Source organism: Algoriphagus locisalis (assembly GCF_900116615.1).
Taxonomy (GTDB): domain Bacteria; phylum Bacteroidota; class Bacteroidia; order Cytophagales; family Cyclobacteriaceae; genus Algoriphagus; species Algoriphagus locisalis.
In genome coordinates this window covers 71,035-86,792 of the sequence record NZ_FPBF01000006.1, presented here as the reverse complement: position 1 = coordinate 86,792, position 15,758 = coordinate 71,035, and the positions used below count along the sequence as shown (strand labels likewise).

Sequence of the window (15,758 nt, the reverse complement as noted above, 5' to 3'; positions counted from 1 at the left end):
CAAGAGAAAACAAAGGCGTTTTCTAGCTTAAGCATCCCTACGTTGGCATGATCCAAATCAGGTAATTCGGGTATTATCTCAGCCTCACCAATAGGAAGGCACCCCGTGCATTAGTTTCAAATATAGACGAAATATGCTGCCAAGAAAAATTTATTGCCTTTTCAAAGGCCATAAAAAAAACAGGAGTTTTTGGCTCCTGCTTGTTGATTAATCTCTTTTTTTACTTTCCTTTTTAGCGGCTTTTGCAGCACGCTTTTCTTTTAACGTTTTGGTAGCCGCAGTCTTGTCGTTCTTAGGTTTACCTTCAGGTTGCTTAGCCATAGTTCATTTGAGAAATGATGTAACTGATTGCCGTTAAGGTAGTGGGAATTCTGCAACTCTCAATCTGAGATAACAACTATTTTTTACCGATCAAACTGCCAAGAATCCTTACTTGACTGCAATAAAAATATCAACCTCAGAATTATCTCCTTGCTGCGATTTTGCTCCGTAAACTTCAAAATCAGCTGTATATTTTCTCTCCAATTCTGAATCCTTTGCCCAGATTTTCTGCCAGGTTTCAACTACCGCTTCGGGCATTTTTCCAGCAGCTACAAACTTGATATGTTTGCCGCCATCAAATTCTCTGGCAACTAGGCCTTCGGCTGCATTTTCTAAACTACCCACTTGGTATCCAATCAGACAAGTATATTCTCCAGTGTAGTCAGACTCATAGTCCGTGTAGATTGCGAAGATGTCCTCACTTACTTTTCCTGAGATTTTTCCTCCGATCTGCTCTTCAAAAAATTTACCCCAAAGCGCTCCCAAATCTTCCGCGGCTTTTGCTGAGGTATTTGATGTTCTTGTGGCAATTCCGATAATTTTAAAAGGGTCTATAGATTGCATATTTTATTTCGTCAGGGTTAAAAATTTGATTCACTAAAAGCTTACAAGTTAAACAAATTAGCCCCTACGCATAAATCTAAAAGGAAGCAAATACATAAATTGCGACCTCCGTGTTCCCCTTTGTGAACTCTGCGGTTAAGACAAAAAAAGCCTCCGAACTCTTTCATTTCGGAGGCTTTGGTATTCAAGTTATCACAATCTTAAAACGGATACTTCCCCTGATCAATCATATAATCAGCGATTTGTCTTCTCAATTCCTTCGTATTATAAAGCTCTGATTTGGTAAATCTTTTCAAGCCCATAAGCATTACTTTCTGCTCATCACCTTTGGTGAAACTACCAATAGCTTCTTTCGCAGCAGTATTTATTTTGTCTACAGCTTCAGAAAGGTAAATCTGAGCCATCGCAATTTGATGCTTGCAGGCAGCCTCTCCCTTCATAGACACAAGCTTTTCCGTACGAAGAATCGCAGACTCACTTGCATAGATTTCGATCATCACATCAGCAAGATTCATCATGATTTCCTGCTCATCTTCGATTTTGTCCTGAAGCGTCATTGCAGCTTTTCCGCCAACCATTAGGAATACTTTCTTCAGTTTTTTCAGCACATCTTTTTCTGCCGCAAAAAGCTCAGAAGTATCTATGGTCTCAAAGGAAGGAACAGAAGTAAGTTCTTTGGATACGGCCATCGCAGGATCGAAAATATTGATTTCACCTTTCATCGCACGCTTCAAAAGCATTCCTACCATCAGCATACGGTTGATTTCGTTAGTACCTTCATAGATTCTGGATATTCTAGCATCACGATACGCTCTTTCCATTGGTGCATCTGCTGAATAGCCCATACCTCCATAGATCTGAACGCCTTGATCGACTACGTAATCCAGAACTTCAGAACATTGCACTTTTGCGATAGCGCACTCAATTGCAAAAGCCTCGACACCTTTCAATTTTGCTTCAGAAGGATCCATTCCATCAGCTTCCAATGCATTGATTTTATTTTCAATATCCTGACCAGCTCTATAGCAAAGTGCTTCTGATACATAGGACTTCGTGGCCATTTCAGCAAGTTTAGACTTGATGGCCCCAAAGGAGTTGATGCTTACTCCAAATTGCTTTCGTTCTGTAGAATATTTTACTGCGTTTGTAGTCACTGTGCGAACTCCACCAAGGACACCGGCACCGAGTTTTACTCTACCGATGTTAAGGATATTCACAGCGATTTTGAATCCATTCTGACGATCAGAAAGCATATTCTCAACCGGAACCGGGCAATCGTTAAAGAAAACCTGTCGGGTAGATGATCCTTTGATTCCTAACTTTTTCTCCTCCTCATTCATCGTGATTCCACCAAAAGACTTCTCTACGATAAAACAAGTCAAGTTTTTATCGTCTTCGATTTTTGCGAAAACGATGAACAATTCTGCGAAACCGGCATTTGAGATCCACATTTTCTGGCCGTTAAGAAGGTAGGTTTTACCATCTTCAGAAAGTGTCGCTTTAGTTTTACCACTATTGGCATCCGAACCTGCATCTGGCTCAGTAAGGCAATAACAAGCCGCCCATTCTCCAGTAGCTAGTTTTGGAAGGTATTTTTTCTTCTGATCTTCTGTACCGTAATACAAAATCGGCAGCGTACCGATTCCAGTGTGAGCACCATAGGTGGTAGAAAATGAGCCTGCAGCGCCAATGATATCTGCAATCAGCATGGAAGTATTGAAACTCATTCCCATTCCCCCATATTCTTCAGGGACAGTAATCCCCAAAAGCCCAAGATCTCCGGCTTTTTTGAAAATGGTAGGAACAAGATCTGGATCTTTCATGCTATCGATCTCCTGCACATGAGGCGTGATCTCTGTATCGATAAAATCCTGACAGGCCTGAGCCATCATTCGTTGTTCTTCAGTAAATTCTGCTGGGATAAAGATGTCTTGCGCATCTGTTTCCTTGATGAGGAATTCTCCTCCTTGGGTTGATTTTGTTTGGGTGGTCATCGTTATATTCTTTATCTCTATTTTATCTTCATTATTCTTAATTCGACGTTCATCATTCGATATTGAAAATTTCAAGAATTCAGAATATCGAATACTGAATTTTGAATGATGAAGTATGTCGGAATTCCTATTTAAGCAATTCGTAAACCCCAGCAACACCCTGGCCACCACCTACACATGCAGTGACAAGGCCATATTTCTTGTTCTGGCGTCTGAGTTCGTTGAAAATCTGAATGGATAATTTCGCACCGGTGCAGCCAAGTGGGTGACCAAGTGCAACGGCACCACCATTTACGTTCACGATATCTGGATTGAGATCGAGTGCTTTGATTACTGATAACCCCTGAGCCGCAAATGCTTCGTTCAGCTCGATCAAATCGATATCATTCAAGCTCAATCCCGCTTGCTTCAATGCTTTCGGAACAGCTTCTTTTGGACCAATTCCCATAATTCTAGGCTCAACTCCCGCTGCACTATAAGACATCATTCTCGCAATTGGCTCAATATTCAATTCCTTCACCATTCGCTCGGACATCACTACTACGAAAGCAGCTCCATCAGAAGTCTGTGAGGAATTTCCTGCAGTCACTTGGCCTCCATTTTTGAAAGCTGGTTTCAAGCCAGAAAGAACTTCCATCGTGGTTCCTGGACGAGGCCCCTCATCTGTATCCACGACATATTTCCGGGTTTTCTTTTTGCCTTTTTCATCCAGATACGTTTCTTCCACTTCTACAGGAACTATCTCATCTTTGAATTTGCCGGCGGCAATTGCTGCTATCGCTTTTTCATGAGACTTGACGGAAAAAGCATCTGATTCTTCACGAGTAATACTATATTCTTTTGCCAATTCCTCAGCAGTCAATCCCATACTGATGTAATAGGAAGGGTGCTCGGTAGCGATTTTGTAATTCAGAACAGTTTTATATCCCATCATTGGAACCATAGACATTGACTCTGTACCACCAGCGATGATACAATCAGCCATTCCGGCTTTCACTTTTCCCACTGCCAATGCAATAGCTTCGATTCCTGATCCGCAATATCGGTTGACGATAAAACCAGGGTTTTCTATGCCTAATGCAAGAAGAGAAATCATTCTTCCCATTTGCATTCCCTGTTCCGCCTCCGGAACAGCATTTCCTACGATCAGGTCATCCACCATTTTGGCTTCCAGACCTGGCGTATTAGCTACCAGATGCTTGATTACATCTGAAGCCAAATCATCTGGACGGTAAAATCTGAATCCTCCTTTTTTGGATTTCCCTACCGCCGATCTATATCCATTTACTATATATGCTTCCATGTTATTTCGATTTTATTGAGTATTGAGTTACTTGGTACATTGTACTTAGTACTTTAGACATCAATTTCTAAGCGGTTTTCCCTTGAACAATATGCTATGTATTCTCTCCAGCGTTTTCTTCTCCCCAGTCAAGCTCAAGAATGCTTCACGCTCCAAGTCCAATAAGTATCGCTCAGAAACTTCAGTTGGCGAGGACAAATCCCCTCCAGACATTACGTAGGCTAGTTTTTTGGCAATCAGAGCATCATGCTCAGAGATATATGCACCATACCTCATTCCAGTAATTCCCGCTTCAAATAGTGCTAATGACTCTTTTCCTAGTACACGTATATCAGTTTGCTCAATCGGTTGAGTATAGCCCGCTTCATTCAAGGAAAGAACCTTAGATTTAGCTTCTGCCAACTGACGCTTTCTATTCAGTGTAATTCCATCCTCTTTTCTAAGGTATCCCAAGTTTCTAGCCTCTTCAGCAGATGTAGAGACTTTCGCCATAGCGATATTCATAAAGGCATCTTGCAGACGGTTCAATTCTACATCTCCGGATTTCACAGCATTGGAAAATCTCAATGTCATTTCCTTGGTACCGCCCCCGGCAGGAATTAATCCCACTCCAACTTCCACCAAACCCATGTACAATTCTGCATGTGCCTGGATGTGATCGGAATGAAGAGAAAACTCACATCCACCACCCAAAGCCATATTATGCGGAGCTGAGATCACTGGAACTGATGAGTATCTGGCACGCATCATCGTGTTTTGGAACTGAGCGATCATCAAATTTATCTCATCGAAATCCTGATCTCCAGCAAACATAAATAGCATAGCTAGATTTGCTCCTGCGGAGAAATTCGCTCCTTCATTTCCTACTACGAGACCTCGATACGACTTCTCAGCCATTCCAATTGCTGTATTGATCCCTTCGATCACTTCCTGTCCCATGGAATTCATTTTCGTATGGAATTCAAGACCAATCACATCATCTCCTAAATCATACACCGAAGCTCCAGCGTTATTCCAAATGACTTTTCCCGCAGATTTAAGGGTATCCAAAATGATGAAGTCATCCATTCCTGGTACTTCCTTGTAGGATTTGCTAGGAATATCATAGTAGTGCTTCTTGCCATTTTCAACGGTGTAAAAAGACTCATTCCCAGCTTCCAGCATTTCATAAACCCAAGCAGCTGGCTTTTCTCCAGCAGCTTCCATTTTCTCAACTGTTTCCTTCACACCGAGTAAATCCCAGTTTTCGAAAGGTCCAAGTTCCCAGCCAAATCCAGCACAAACAGCCTGATCTATTCTAAACAGTTCGTCTGCGATTTCTGGAATTCTGAATGAGCAATATCTGAAGAGATCATAGAAAGTTGCACGGTAGAATTCACCCGCTTTATCATCAAAATTCACCAAATGTTTGATTCGCTTTTTCAGGTCCTCAAATTCCTTGGAAGCTTCCAAAGCTTTGAATTTTGGCTTTTCTAGCTCTTTATATTCGAATGTTTCGAAGTCAATTTCTTTCAATTCTTTCGATCCATCTTCGTGTCGGATCATGTTGAAATATCCAGACCCAGTCTTATCTCCTAACCACTTTTTCTCGTAGAGCACTTCCATGATTTTGGGAAGCTTGAATTTCTCGCGAGACTCATCATTAGGTAAGGCTTTGTAAAGGTTGTTTGCCACGTTTACTGTGGTATCCAAACCAACCACATCCATGGTTCTGAAGGTGGCAGATTTTGCCCGACCAATAATGGTCCCAGTCAATTTATCCACTTCAGATACCCCTAAGCCCATTTTCTCTATGGTATGCATGGCAGAAATAATTGCGTAAACGCCTATTCTGTTGGCAATAAATGCGGGTGTATCCTTACATAGAACTGTTTCTTTACCGAGGTATTTATCTCCATACTCCATTAGGAAATCAATGTTTTCCTGCTTGGATTTTGGTCCTGGAATGATTTCTAAAAGGCGTAAATATCTTGGTGGATTGAAAAAGTGTGTCCCAGCGAAATTCTCCTGAAAATCTTCTGATCTTCCCTCGCACATCATATGCATGGGAATTCCAGAAGTATTGGAGGTAATCAGTGTTCCTGGTTTTCTGTGCTTTTCTACTTTCTCAAAAAGTGACTGCTTGATGTCCAGTCTCTCAACGATTACCTCCATTACCCAATCGTAATCTTTAATTTTTGGGAGATCATCATCAAAATTTCCAGTAGTGATCCTAGACGCAAAGGCCTTATCATAGATTGCCGATGGATTTGATTTCAAAGTACTCTGCAAAGCAGAAGTCACTATTCTATTTCTGACGATAGGATCTTCTTTGGTCAGTCCTTTTTTCTGTTCTTGCTCGGTAAGTTCAAACGGTACTATGTCCAGTAAAAGCACCTGCACACCAATGTTGGCGAAGTGACAGGCAATTCTGGATCCCATAACACCCGAACCTAAAATGGCAACTTTCTTAATGGTTCTGTTCATATTTTTGGGCTTTTGGTAGTTTCTACCTTGTGGTCGTTATTTGGTTTAAAGTTCAAATATTGGTTTGTTGATATCTACTCCTTTGGTAGTCTGTACCTGATCAATCACCAATTGGATTTTCTCAAATACGTTGAAAAAAGCATGCAGCTCATCTTCACTTACGACTTCTCTCACTTGTTCGTTAAATTCCCGAATTGTGTTCACGGAGATTTCCTTCTTTCTTTTTCCTTCCTCTGTAAGGTATATTCTCACGGACCGCTTATCTACTAGGTCTGGCTTTTTGAAAATCAACCCCTTTTCCTCCATTGTCTTTAACATTCTGGTTAGACTTCTTGTCTCCAGACCAAGTTTTGGGGCGATTTTAGTAGCCGGTGTTCCATCTTTCGAATTGATGTTGATCAGCACAAATCCTATCGCCGTGGTAAATCCCTCTTCTGCAGCTTCCTGATTATACATTCTGGATATCGCATGCCAGGCACTTTTTATATGATAATCGACTGTTTCTTCTCTCTTCATCTCTACAGAATTCTTCAATTATTGAGGAAATCTAATCTACAAAAAATAATGTATGCATGCATACTATATTTGAAAAAAGTTATGCATGCATCACAAATTATTTTCCTAATAACTCGTATTGAGCAATACTTTAATAGGTAATTCTAGATTTAGAAGGGTAAAACAGAATAAATAAGAAAAAAAGTCTCATTTAGTAAAATGATGTACTAATGTTAAAAAATAGTAAAGCTATCAGGTCAAGTTCTTCATTCCTGGTAAATCTGTTCTATTTCTTTACCGTATTTCTGCATGATCACTTTTCGCTTGAGCTTCATGGTAGGTGTTAGTTCCCCAGATTCTATTCCCCAAGGATCATGCAACAGCTTAAATCGCTTGATTTGCTCCCATTTCCCGAAATACTTGTTTAGCTGCTCAACTTCACGATCATATTTTTCTATGATCTCTGCCTTTTCGATCATATCAGCATCAGTTGTGTAAGGAATTCCTTTATGCTTGCAATACTCTTTTAACCCATCAAAGCTTGGAACTATGAGTGCGCTTGGGTAATTCTTATTTTCCCCAACTACCATCAATTGATCTATCAGGGTAGATTCTTTGAATTTATTCTCCATAAGCTGGGGCGCAATGTATTTACCCCCTGAAGTTTTGAACATTTCTTTCTTGCGATCCGTGATTTTCAGGAATTCCCCGTCGAGCTCCCCAATGTCTCCTGTGTGGAACCAGCCGTTTTGAAGTACCTCTGCCGTCATTTCAGGTTGTTTGTAGTATCCTAGCATCACATTTGGCCCATGAACCAGTATTTCGCCATCTTCAGCGATTTTGACTTGTACATCTTTCACTAGCTTACCCACCCATCCGATTCTCATCTCTTCAGCTGTACATACCGAAGCTGAGACAACCGGCGAAGTTTCAGTCAGCCCATACCCTTCGCAGACTTTGATCCCAGCAGCCCAAAAGACTCTCGCCAATCTTGGCTGCAAAGCAGACGCCCCTGAGTTGATCTGCAGCACTTCTCCGCCTAGCGCTTCTCTCCATTTACTGAAAATTAATTTATTGGCTATTTTCAATTGAAAATCATACCAAGCACCCAATTTATTTCCTGGATCATAATCCAATCCCAGATTCAATGCCCAGAAAAACAGGCTTTTTTTGATTCCTGAGAGCTCATAACCTTTAGCAACTATTTTATCATAGACTTTCTCCAAAAGACGTGGAACGGTATTGAAAGCATGAGGCTTGATTTCCTTCATGTTTTCACCGATCGTTTCCATGCTTTCGGCATAATAGATCGAAAAACCCAGATACATAAAACAAAATGACCCTGTACGCTCATAGATGTGACATAATGGAAGAAAGCTCAACACCCTGGAAGAACCCTTTTGAGGCGTCATAATGGCGGCGATAGAGATTACATTGGAAAGTACATTGGTATGTGATAGCATAACGCCTTTTGGCCTGCCTGTAGTCCCAGATGTATATATTATGGTAAACAGGTCATCTGGTTGAACCTGCTCTTTTAAAAGCTCCAAATCTGCAATGCTTTCATTGACTCCAATGGCTAAAAAATCCTCCCAGAAAATAGCACCATCTAGCTGTGCGAAACTATAGATTTTACGGTCACCGCAGACTTCTTTCGCTTTATCGAAAATGACTTGATCTCCTACAAAAATCATTTTGACCTCTGCATGATCAAAGATGTATTCAAAATCTGATGAAGTAATCGTAGGATATACAGGAACTGAAATCGCTCCAATTTGCTGCAGCGCAAAATCAATGAAATTCCATTCTGAGCAGTTTTCGGAGATTATCGCAACTTTTTCGCCTTTTTTCAATCCAACCTTTAAAAAAGCCAGACTAAGATTATCTACTATCTCCTTGAGATTTCTGGATGAAAAATGTTTCCATTCCCCATTTTCCTTTTTAGAGAGTGCAATCTCTTTATCGTAGGTCGCAATTTGATAAGGAATCAAATCAAAAAGTCTTGATGGCTTCATAGTAGTTCATTTTGGGTATGTTATAATATTACCAAAATGTGAGGCCATTACAAAGAGTTATCCACGCTCTCTTTTTATAGTAGTTGTAAAATAGATTTTTAAAAAAATTCTTTACTAAGGTTATTAGGAGTGTGGATTTGTGGAAAAGAGGATGATTTATTCTTCTCCACGATTATGATCTAGTAACTATTGACTTTCCCACTACTTATCTACCTATTATCCACATGCAAGTCTTTGTAAATGATGGAAGTAAAGATTTTACCTATTTTATGTGGATTGTGTCGTGTAATTAACTGTTAGGAAAATCACTGTGGATAGTATGATTTGTTATAGTGGATAAGTGTTGGCTTTTCCCCAAAAATGCGACTCAAGAGAAAAGTGCTTTACTATTGAGTGTATAACTGCTCAGTTATCCTTCACTTACCCACTCTTATCCACAAGTGATTTGATACTTATCCACTTTAATTTGGGTTGGTTCTTAAACCTGTTTTTGGTTGAGCAGTGATCACGATATCCTCAACTTTCCAGCCTCCTCTTATAGTAATATTCTTAGTGCCAGTTTCTGGATCGATAAAATCAAAGGTTCGTTCTGCATATCTTCTTTCTTCGAAATTAGCTGGATCCCAGCGACGGTTTCCATTTGAATCCTCTATGATACGGATCTGATAGTTTCCTGATTCTATTAATGTAAATGAAAACTGATTGCCTTGATCCAAATAAGATTCCCTTTTGAGTTCTCCTTTACTGTCTAGCAGTTGAATAATAAATGGCCCTTCTGAACCTTCTATTTTTCCTGATATAGCATCTGCAAGTGTTTCTGTTTTCAGCTTCTTATAATTTGCCGATAAGGCGACTTCATTATACTGCCCCTCAATATCCAGGAAAGTGGAATCAGCAGCTTTTAAGGAAAATGTTTCAAAAGGTATGGAATCTGGTACCAAAAGGTTTATTTCCAAGATATCCCTTCTCAGTGAATCCTTAAATCTCAGCATATCAGGCGAAATCGCAATCATGGAAGCTGTATCGTAGGATAAGTATAATGAATCGTAGTTGATGTCCCTAATAGGTTTATTAAAGGTCAATTCTATAGGAAGATTTCGGTAAAAACTCTTACCAGAGTTTGCAGTAGTGGTTAATTTCTCCGGGTTTCTGTCTGATTCTTCAAATTTTGTCCAGATGAGCGAGTCAATTTGATAGCCTACTGAGTCCTTCAAACTTACGTTGAATGCCAAGCTGTCTGAGAACACTTGTTTAGAGAAAAGATTTATCCTTTTGTCACCTAATGTATAAAATATTTCCTTGCCCATTTCCTCATTTTCTAAGGTCACTTCAATAGGTGTTTTATTCAAAACTATTGTATAGTTCGACCCGAGGGTAGATGATCTGAGTAGTCTGATTGGGTTTTGATCGCCTTTGGATAGATTAAACTGTATTCCGTCTATGTTTTGGTCAATAGTGATAGTATCCCTGATAAAATCAAATGCTTCAGATTTGTACTCTGCTTTAAGGCTATTGTTGTCATCTTGCCAGGCATAAGCAAGGTATTTGCCTGCCTTGATGTTAGAAATATTAAAATTGCCTGAACTATCAACTTGACTTAGGTAATAAGGAGGTGCAATAAATACATTAGTGGTGTCAACGAGTGGATATAAGCCAACTATTGCATCTTCCAATTTGTCATTTCTGCCAGGGAAATATGTGTTTACAGACCCTGATACATTCAGGCTATCTATGCTTTCGCCTGTAGAAAAAACGAGTTTCAGGTTTTCAGCTGGATTTCCTTCTGAGAGGTCTGTGATAGATTTTTGGAAGTTGAAAACATAGGTAGTACTATCTTCCAATTCTTGGTTCAATTCAATTACAAGTGTGTTTTTGAGTGCTGTGAAAATTACCTCATCCTTGTTTATTCTTGGAGTGATAAGGATGTTTTTGTTAGCATTATCTAATTTGATGTATTCGTCAAAAACTAGTGTAATCTCTTCTGGCTTCGTATTGAGGCTTTGATCTTTGGGAGTCATTTCCAATACTACAGGAGGATCTTCATCTTGAGGGCCTCCCATTGGTGTGCTTTGTTTTGCACAGGAAAATGCCAGCAAGCTTACAAATAAAAGGATGATCAGGTTATTTAGTTTCACTTCTTTTTGAAAACGAATAAGTTACTTGAATAATTTCCTACAGTCTTACTTGCTGCCTTATTTGAGTTTTTGCCTGAGACAATTGCCTTCCAATATCTACTTAGGATTGATTGCTTTGGATTTCTATATCCTTCTGATAAAAGAGAAACATAGTAACTATCGAAAGGCATTGGTATTTCTGAAACGAGCTGTAGGTCAAAAAGGTCTGTGAAGGCCTCTATTGCTTTATGGTTAAAATGATATAAGTGTCGAGGAACGTCCCATCCTGCCCAATGCTGCTTGTATTTAATTGCATCATGACTTTCTGGGTTTGGCACTGCAATTAGGATATAACCATCTGATTTTAAGAGTTTTAAGAGTTTTTTTACTGTTTTTCTGAGTAAATGAACATGCTCTAGTACATGGTATAGCGTAATTATATCAAATGATCCTTCTTTCTGTATTTCATCTATGGTTTCATGTACTCTTCCCTCAAGTTTTGAATTAGCAAGTTCTCTTGCTTTTTCATTAGGCTCTATGCCTTTTACCTTCCATCCGTTTTCTTTAGCCTTTGTCAGTAGTTCCCCAGTTCCACATCCATAATCTAGATATTTACCTTTTGAAGGCTTGAGACTATTTAGATGTTTTAATTTTTGAGCAACAGCGTAGTTTCTGACTTTTTGATATACAAATTGGGTTATATTTTTTGCTTTATCCTCGTGGGAGAAATATTCTGGGAAATCGTAGTAAGGGGCGATTGCTTCTGGTGTGGGTCTGGGGTTTGTAAACTTCAGTCCACATTTCTTACAATTACAAATGATGAAAGACTCTTGGCTTACAGCATAATCTTTGATTTCTTCAGAATTAAGAAAATGTCCACTCTTACAAAGTGGACATTTAGTAAGTCTTTCTAGCATTCTATCTTCCAAGATAAACGGTAATTATAGATAAGTCTGCAGGTGTCACACCGGATATTCTTGATGCTTGCCCCATGGTTTCAGGTCTTATTTTATTCAGTTTTTGTTTTCCTTCGGAGGATAGTGCAGGTATGCCGGTGTAGTCAAATTTCAAAGGGATTTTAAAGTTCTCCATTCCGCTTAACTTATCTACCATTTGTTGTTCCTTCTCGATATAGCTATCATATTTGATTTGGATCTCTGCTTGTTCCAACACTTCAGTTCGGTACTTAGAAAGATATGCTTCAATTTCTAGATTGAAAGTCTTTAGATTTTGAAGGCCGATTTGTGGTCTTTTCAAAAGTTTCTCAGCGGAAATTTTTTCACTTATCTCAGCTGTACCAGATGCTGCTAATCCTGAATTGATGCTTTCTGGTGTGAATTTCTTTTGTTTTAGATCATTGATCAGTTTGGCAGTTTCTTCCTTCTTCTGATTCATTTTGGCTAGACGCTCATCAGATGCCAATCCTATATCATGTCCTTTCTGTGTCAATCGTAGATCGGCGTTATCTTGTCGCAGTAATAGTCTGAACTCAGCTCTAGACGTAAACATTCTATATGGTTCTTCTGTACCCTTATTGATCAAATCATCTATAAGTACACCGATATATGCATCAGACCTTCTTAGTAAGAAAGGGTCTTTCTCTTTTACCTTTAGACTTGCATTAATTCCTGCTACTAATCCTTGTGATGCTGCTTCTTCGTATCCTGTGGTGCCATTTATTTGTCCAGCAAAATACAGGTTTTCTATCAATTGTGTCTCAAGGGTGAGTTTTAATTGAGTTGGTGGAAAGAAATCGTATTCTATTGCATATCCTGGTCGGAACATTTTTGCGTTCTCAAATCCAGCGATTTTTCTTAGTGCTTTAAATTGTACATCCTCTGGAAGTGATGTAGAAAAGCCATTGATGTACATTTCTACAGTATTCCATCCTTCTGGTTCTACGAAAATTTGATGTCTGTCTCTCTCAGCAAATCGATTGATCTTGTCTTCTATCGATGGGCAATACCTAGGGCCTAAACCTTGAATCCTTCCATTGAACATTGGAGATCTATCGAACCCTTCTTCTAAGCTAGAATGAACATCTTTATTGGTATATGTAATCCAGCAAGTTCTCTGTTCTTTTAAAGTGGTTGTAGAATCAGAATAACTGAACTTTTCCGGATTTTCGTCACCATGTTGAACTTCCATTTTAGAATAGTCTAGACTTCTGCCATCTACTCTAGGAGGTGTTCCTGTCTTCATTCTTCCTGATTCGAAGCCTAATTCTACCAATTGTTCAGTAATTCCCCTAGCCGCTGCTTCTCCAGTTCTTCCACCACCAAACTGTTTCTCCCCAATATGAATCAACCCATTTAGGAATGTCCCATTGGTTAACACGACACTTTTTGCTTGTATTTCTAATCCTATGCTAGTTCTAACGCCTTTTAGTTCTCCGTTTTTAACAATGAGCCCAGTGATCATTTCTTGCCAGAAATCCACATTTGGTGTTTGTTCTAGCGCTAGCCTCCATTCTTCCGCGAACTTCATACGATCATTCTGAGATCGTGGAGACCACATAGCCGGTCCTTTTGATCTGTTTAGCATTCTAAACTGAATCATAGATTTGTCTGATATAATACCCGACATTCCGCCTAATGCGTCTATTTCTCGTACAATTTGCCCTTTTGCCACACCGCCCATAGCTGGATTACACGACATTTGCGCAATTGTATTCATATTCATCGTGCATAGTAGAACCTTGGAACCCATTTGCGCAGCAGCATGTGCTGCCTCGCATCCAGCGTGCCCTGCCCCTACTACTATGACATCATATATTGGAAACATTGTATTCTATTTGTTTACTGTTTCACGTGAAACGCCTGTTGTTTTTTCCACCACGGGAAAAACTGTTTCACGTGGAACGTTTAAATCTTCTCGAATAAATCAATGGCAAATTCTTCTTTTTTTCTCATCAGATTTGCCTCCTCTTTAGACTTGTCCTTGTATCCCAGTAAGTGGAAAAGACCATGACTTATTACTCTGCTTAGTTCTTTTTCTTCTTCAATTTTAAGAGTTTTGGAGTTTTCTTTTACACGATCTATACTTATGAATATATCTCCTTCAATAATGTTTTCTTCTTCCGAATTATCAAAAGTGATAATGTCTGTATAAGTATCGTGATCTAAATATTCTACATTGATATTTAGTAGATACTCGTCTGAGCAGAAAATATAATTGAGCTCTGAAATTTTATGGTTTTCTGCTTCTGCAATATTTTTTAGCCAAGTTTTTCTTTTTCTCTTCTCTTTAAGCGAAAATGACACTTCTTCTTCAAAGAAATTAATAGCCATAGTTTAATTCATATAAAATGATAAAACTGTCTTTGTGCCATTTTCCTCAAATTTTACATCATCAGAAAGATGCTTTATAAGGAAAATACCTCTTCCACCTGTTTTTTCTATGTTTTCTGGAGCTGTAGGATCCTTTAACTCATTATAGTCAAAGCCTTCTCCTTCGTCTTGAATGGTAAATAAAAGTTGCTCCTCATCCAATGCTAATTCTAAATGGACAAGCTTGTTTTTATCACCTTGATTTCCATGAATAATTGCATTGCTGATACATTCAGTTACAGATATCATAATATTGCCATAGATATCATCATTGATCTCAAAGTTTTCTCGCGCGTTGTCGATGAAACTTTCAATTATTTTTATATTCTCTATAAGAGAAGGAATAGAAATTTTTATGCTTTTCATCATAATTGTATTCAATGATTAATATCTATTATTCTACTTCGATTAGTATTGGACAATGATCTGAATGGGTAGCATCAGCTAATATGGAAGCGCTCTTTAGACGATCCTCCATTGGTTCTGTTGCCATGTGGTAATCAATTCTCCATCCAAGATTCTTTGCTCTCGAGTTTGCTCTGTAGCTCCACCAAGTGTAATTGTGTGGTTGATCATTGAATTTTCTGAAGCTATCTACAAACCCTGATTTTGTGAATTTATCCATCCAAGCTCTCTCTTCTGGTAAGAAGCCGGAGGTGTTCTTATTAGATTTAGGATTATGTATGTCTATAGCCTTATGACAAATATTATAATCTCCACTTAAAATCAAATTTGGATTTGTCTTTCTTAAATCCTGCATGTATCCATATATGTCGTCAAGAAACTCATATTTGAATGTTTGTCTGATATCCCCAGTTGTTCCTGATGGAAAGTATGCAGTAAGAAATGAGAAGTCATCAAAATCAACTTGAAGTAACCTTCCTTCCTCGTCATACTTAGAAATATCCATTCCCATCTTAACAGATTTTGGCTTTATTTTGGTCAAAACTGCCACTCCGCTATATCCCTTTTTGAAAGCTGGATACCAATAAATTTCATATCCTAAATCGTGAAAAATACTCGCATCTATTTGGTCTAAATTAGCCTTAACTTCCTGTAAACCAATTACATCTGGGTTTACTAGTTTTAACCAATCTATAAAACCTTTATTCATTGCGGCACGAATGCCATTCACGTTATATGATACTATTTTCACG

General features: G+C 38.9%; 12 protein-coding genes and 1 riboswitch. All 12 genes read right to left on the bottom strand.

All coding sequences use genetic code 11. The annotated features are described in order from the left end of the window. Nucleotides 1-17 precede the first annotated feature (17 nt). A riboswitch (TPP riboswitch) is annotated at nt 18-116 on the bottom strand. Nucleotides 117-429: 313 nt separating this feature from the next. The 12 genes from BM386_RS16420 to BM386_RS16365 all read right to left on the bottom strand — a co-directional run bounded on the left by BM386_RS16420 (nt 430) and on the right by BM386_RS16365 (nt 15,757). Then, nucleotides 430-885, bottom strand: coding sequence for a GyrI-like domain-containing protein (locus BM386_RS16420; protein WP_091696284.1), 456 nt, complete (start codon nt 883-885; stop codon nt 430-432). Between the two features lie 200 nt (nt 886-1,085). Next, a complete protein-coding gene (locus BM386_RS16415; RefSeq protein WP_091696282.1) occupies nt 1,086-2,879 on the bottom strand; it encodes an acyl-CoA dehydrogenase family protein in 1,794 nt (597 codons plus the stop codon). A 127-nt stretch (nt 2,880-3,006) separates the two neighbouring features. Beyond that, entirely contained in the window at nt 3,007-4,182 is a 1,176-nt protein-coding gene (locus BM386_RS16410; protein WP_091696280.1) for a thiolase family protein, read from the bottom strand. 60 nt (nt 4,183-4,242) lie between these two features. Continuing rightward, a complete protein-coding gene (locus tag BM386_RS16405) occupies nt 4,243-6,648 on the bottom strand; it encodes a 3-hydroxyacyl-CoA dehydrogenase/enoyl-CoA hydratase family protein (RefSeq protein ID WP_091696278.1) in 2,406 nt (801 codons plus the stop codon). A 45-nt stretch (nt 6,649-6,693) separates the two neighbouring features. After that, entirely contained in the window at nt 6,694-7,164 is a 471-nt protein-coding gene (locus tag BM386_RS16400) for a MarR family winged helix-turn-helix transcriptional regulator (protein ID WP_091696277.1), read from the bottom strand. 245 nt (nt 7,165-7,409) lie between these two features. Continuing rightward, complete coding sequence (locus tag BM386_RS16395; RefSeq protein WP_091696275.1) at nt 7,410-9,158, bottom strand: AMP-dependent synthetase/ligase; 1,749 nt, start codon at nt 9,156-9,158, stop codon at nt 7,410-7,412. A 461-nt stretch (nt 9,159-9,619) separates the two neighbouring features. Further along, the gene (locus BM386_RS16390; RefSeq protein WP_091696274.1) at nt 9,620-11,293 is read right to left on the bottom strand and encodes an Ig-like domain-containing domain; all 1,674 of its coding nucleotides are present in this window, start codon (nt 11,291-11,293) and stop codon (nt 9,620-9,622) included. Continuing rightward, on the bottom strand, nt 11,290-12,201 hold the full coding sequence (locus tag BM386_RS16385) for a class I SAM-dependent methyltransferase (RefSeq protein WP_244545551.1): 912 nt from the start codon (nt 12,199-12,201) through the stop codon (nt 11,290-11,292). Before BM386_RS16385 ends, BM386_RS16390 begins: the two co-directional genes overlap by 4 nt. Further along, entirely contained in the window at nt 12,191-14,056 is a 1,866-nt protein-coding gene (mnmG, locus tag BM386_RS16380) for a tRNA uridine-5-carboxymethylaminomethyl(34) synthesis enzyme MnmG (RefSeq protein ID WP_091696271.1), read from the bottom strand. Before mnmG ends, BM386_RS16385 begins: the two co-directional genes overlap by 11 nt. 80 nt (nt 14,057-14,136) lie before the next feature. Then, the gene (gene ybeY / locus BM386_RS16375; protein WP_091696269.1) at nt 14,137-14,562 is read right to left on the bottom strand and encodes an rRNA maturation RNase YbeY; all 426 of its coding nucleotides are present in this window, start codon (nt 14,560-14,562) and stop codon (nt 14,137-14,139) included. Between the two features lie 3 nt (nt 14,563-14,565). Further along, the gene (locus BM386_RS16370) at nt 14,566-14,967 is read right to left on the bottom strand and encodes an ATP-binding protein (RefSeq protein ID WP_091696268.1); all 402 of its coding nucleotides are present in this window, start codon (nt 14,965-14,967) and stop codon (nt 14,566-14,568) included. Nucleotides 14,968-14,995: 28 nt separating this feature from the next. Further along, nucleotides 14,996-15,757, bottom strand: a complete 762-nt coding sequence (locus tag BM386_RS16365; RefSeq protein WP_091696266.1) for an exodeoxyribonuclease III — start codon at nt 15,755-15,757, stop codon at nt 14,996-14,998. Between the last annotated feature and the right edge of the window lies 1 nt (nt 15,758).

Coding starts and splice junctions, on each gene's coding strand:
- BM386_RS16420 (WP_091696284.1), bottom strand. CDS start 885: ATGCAATCTATAGACCCTTTTAAAATTATCGGAATTGCCACAAGAACA.
- BM386_RS16415 (WP_091696282.1), bottom strand. CDS start 2,879: ATGACCACCCAAACAAAATCAACCCAAGGAGGAGAATTCCTCATCAAG.
- BM386_RS16410 (WP_091696280.1), bottom strand. CDS start 4,182: ATGGAAGCATATATAGTAAATGGATATAGATCGGCGGTAGGGAAATCC.
- BM386_RS16405 (WP_091696278.1), bottom strand. CDS start 6,648: ATGAACAGAACCATTAAGAAAGTTGCCATTTTAGGTTCGGGTGTTATG.
- BM386_RS16400 (WP_091696277.1), bottom strand. CDS start 7,164: ATGAAGAGAGAAGAAACAGTCGATTATCATATAAAAAGTGCCTGGCAT.
- BM386_RS16395 (WP_091696275.1), bottom strand. CDS start 9,158: ATGAAGCCATCAAGACTTTTTGATTTGATTCCTTATCAAATTGCGACC.
- mnmG (WP_091696271.1), bottom strand. CDS start 14,056: ATGTTTCCAATATATGATGTCATAGTAGTAGGGGCAGGGCACGCTGGA.
- ybeY (WP_091696269.1), bottom strand. CDS start 14,562: ATGGCTATTAATTTCTTTGAAGAAGAAGTGTCATTTTCGCTTAAAGAG.
- BM386_RS16370 (WP_091696268.1), bottom strand. CDS start 14,967: ATGAAAAGCATAAAAATTTCTATTCCTTCTCTTATAGAGAATATAAAA.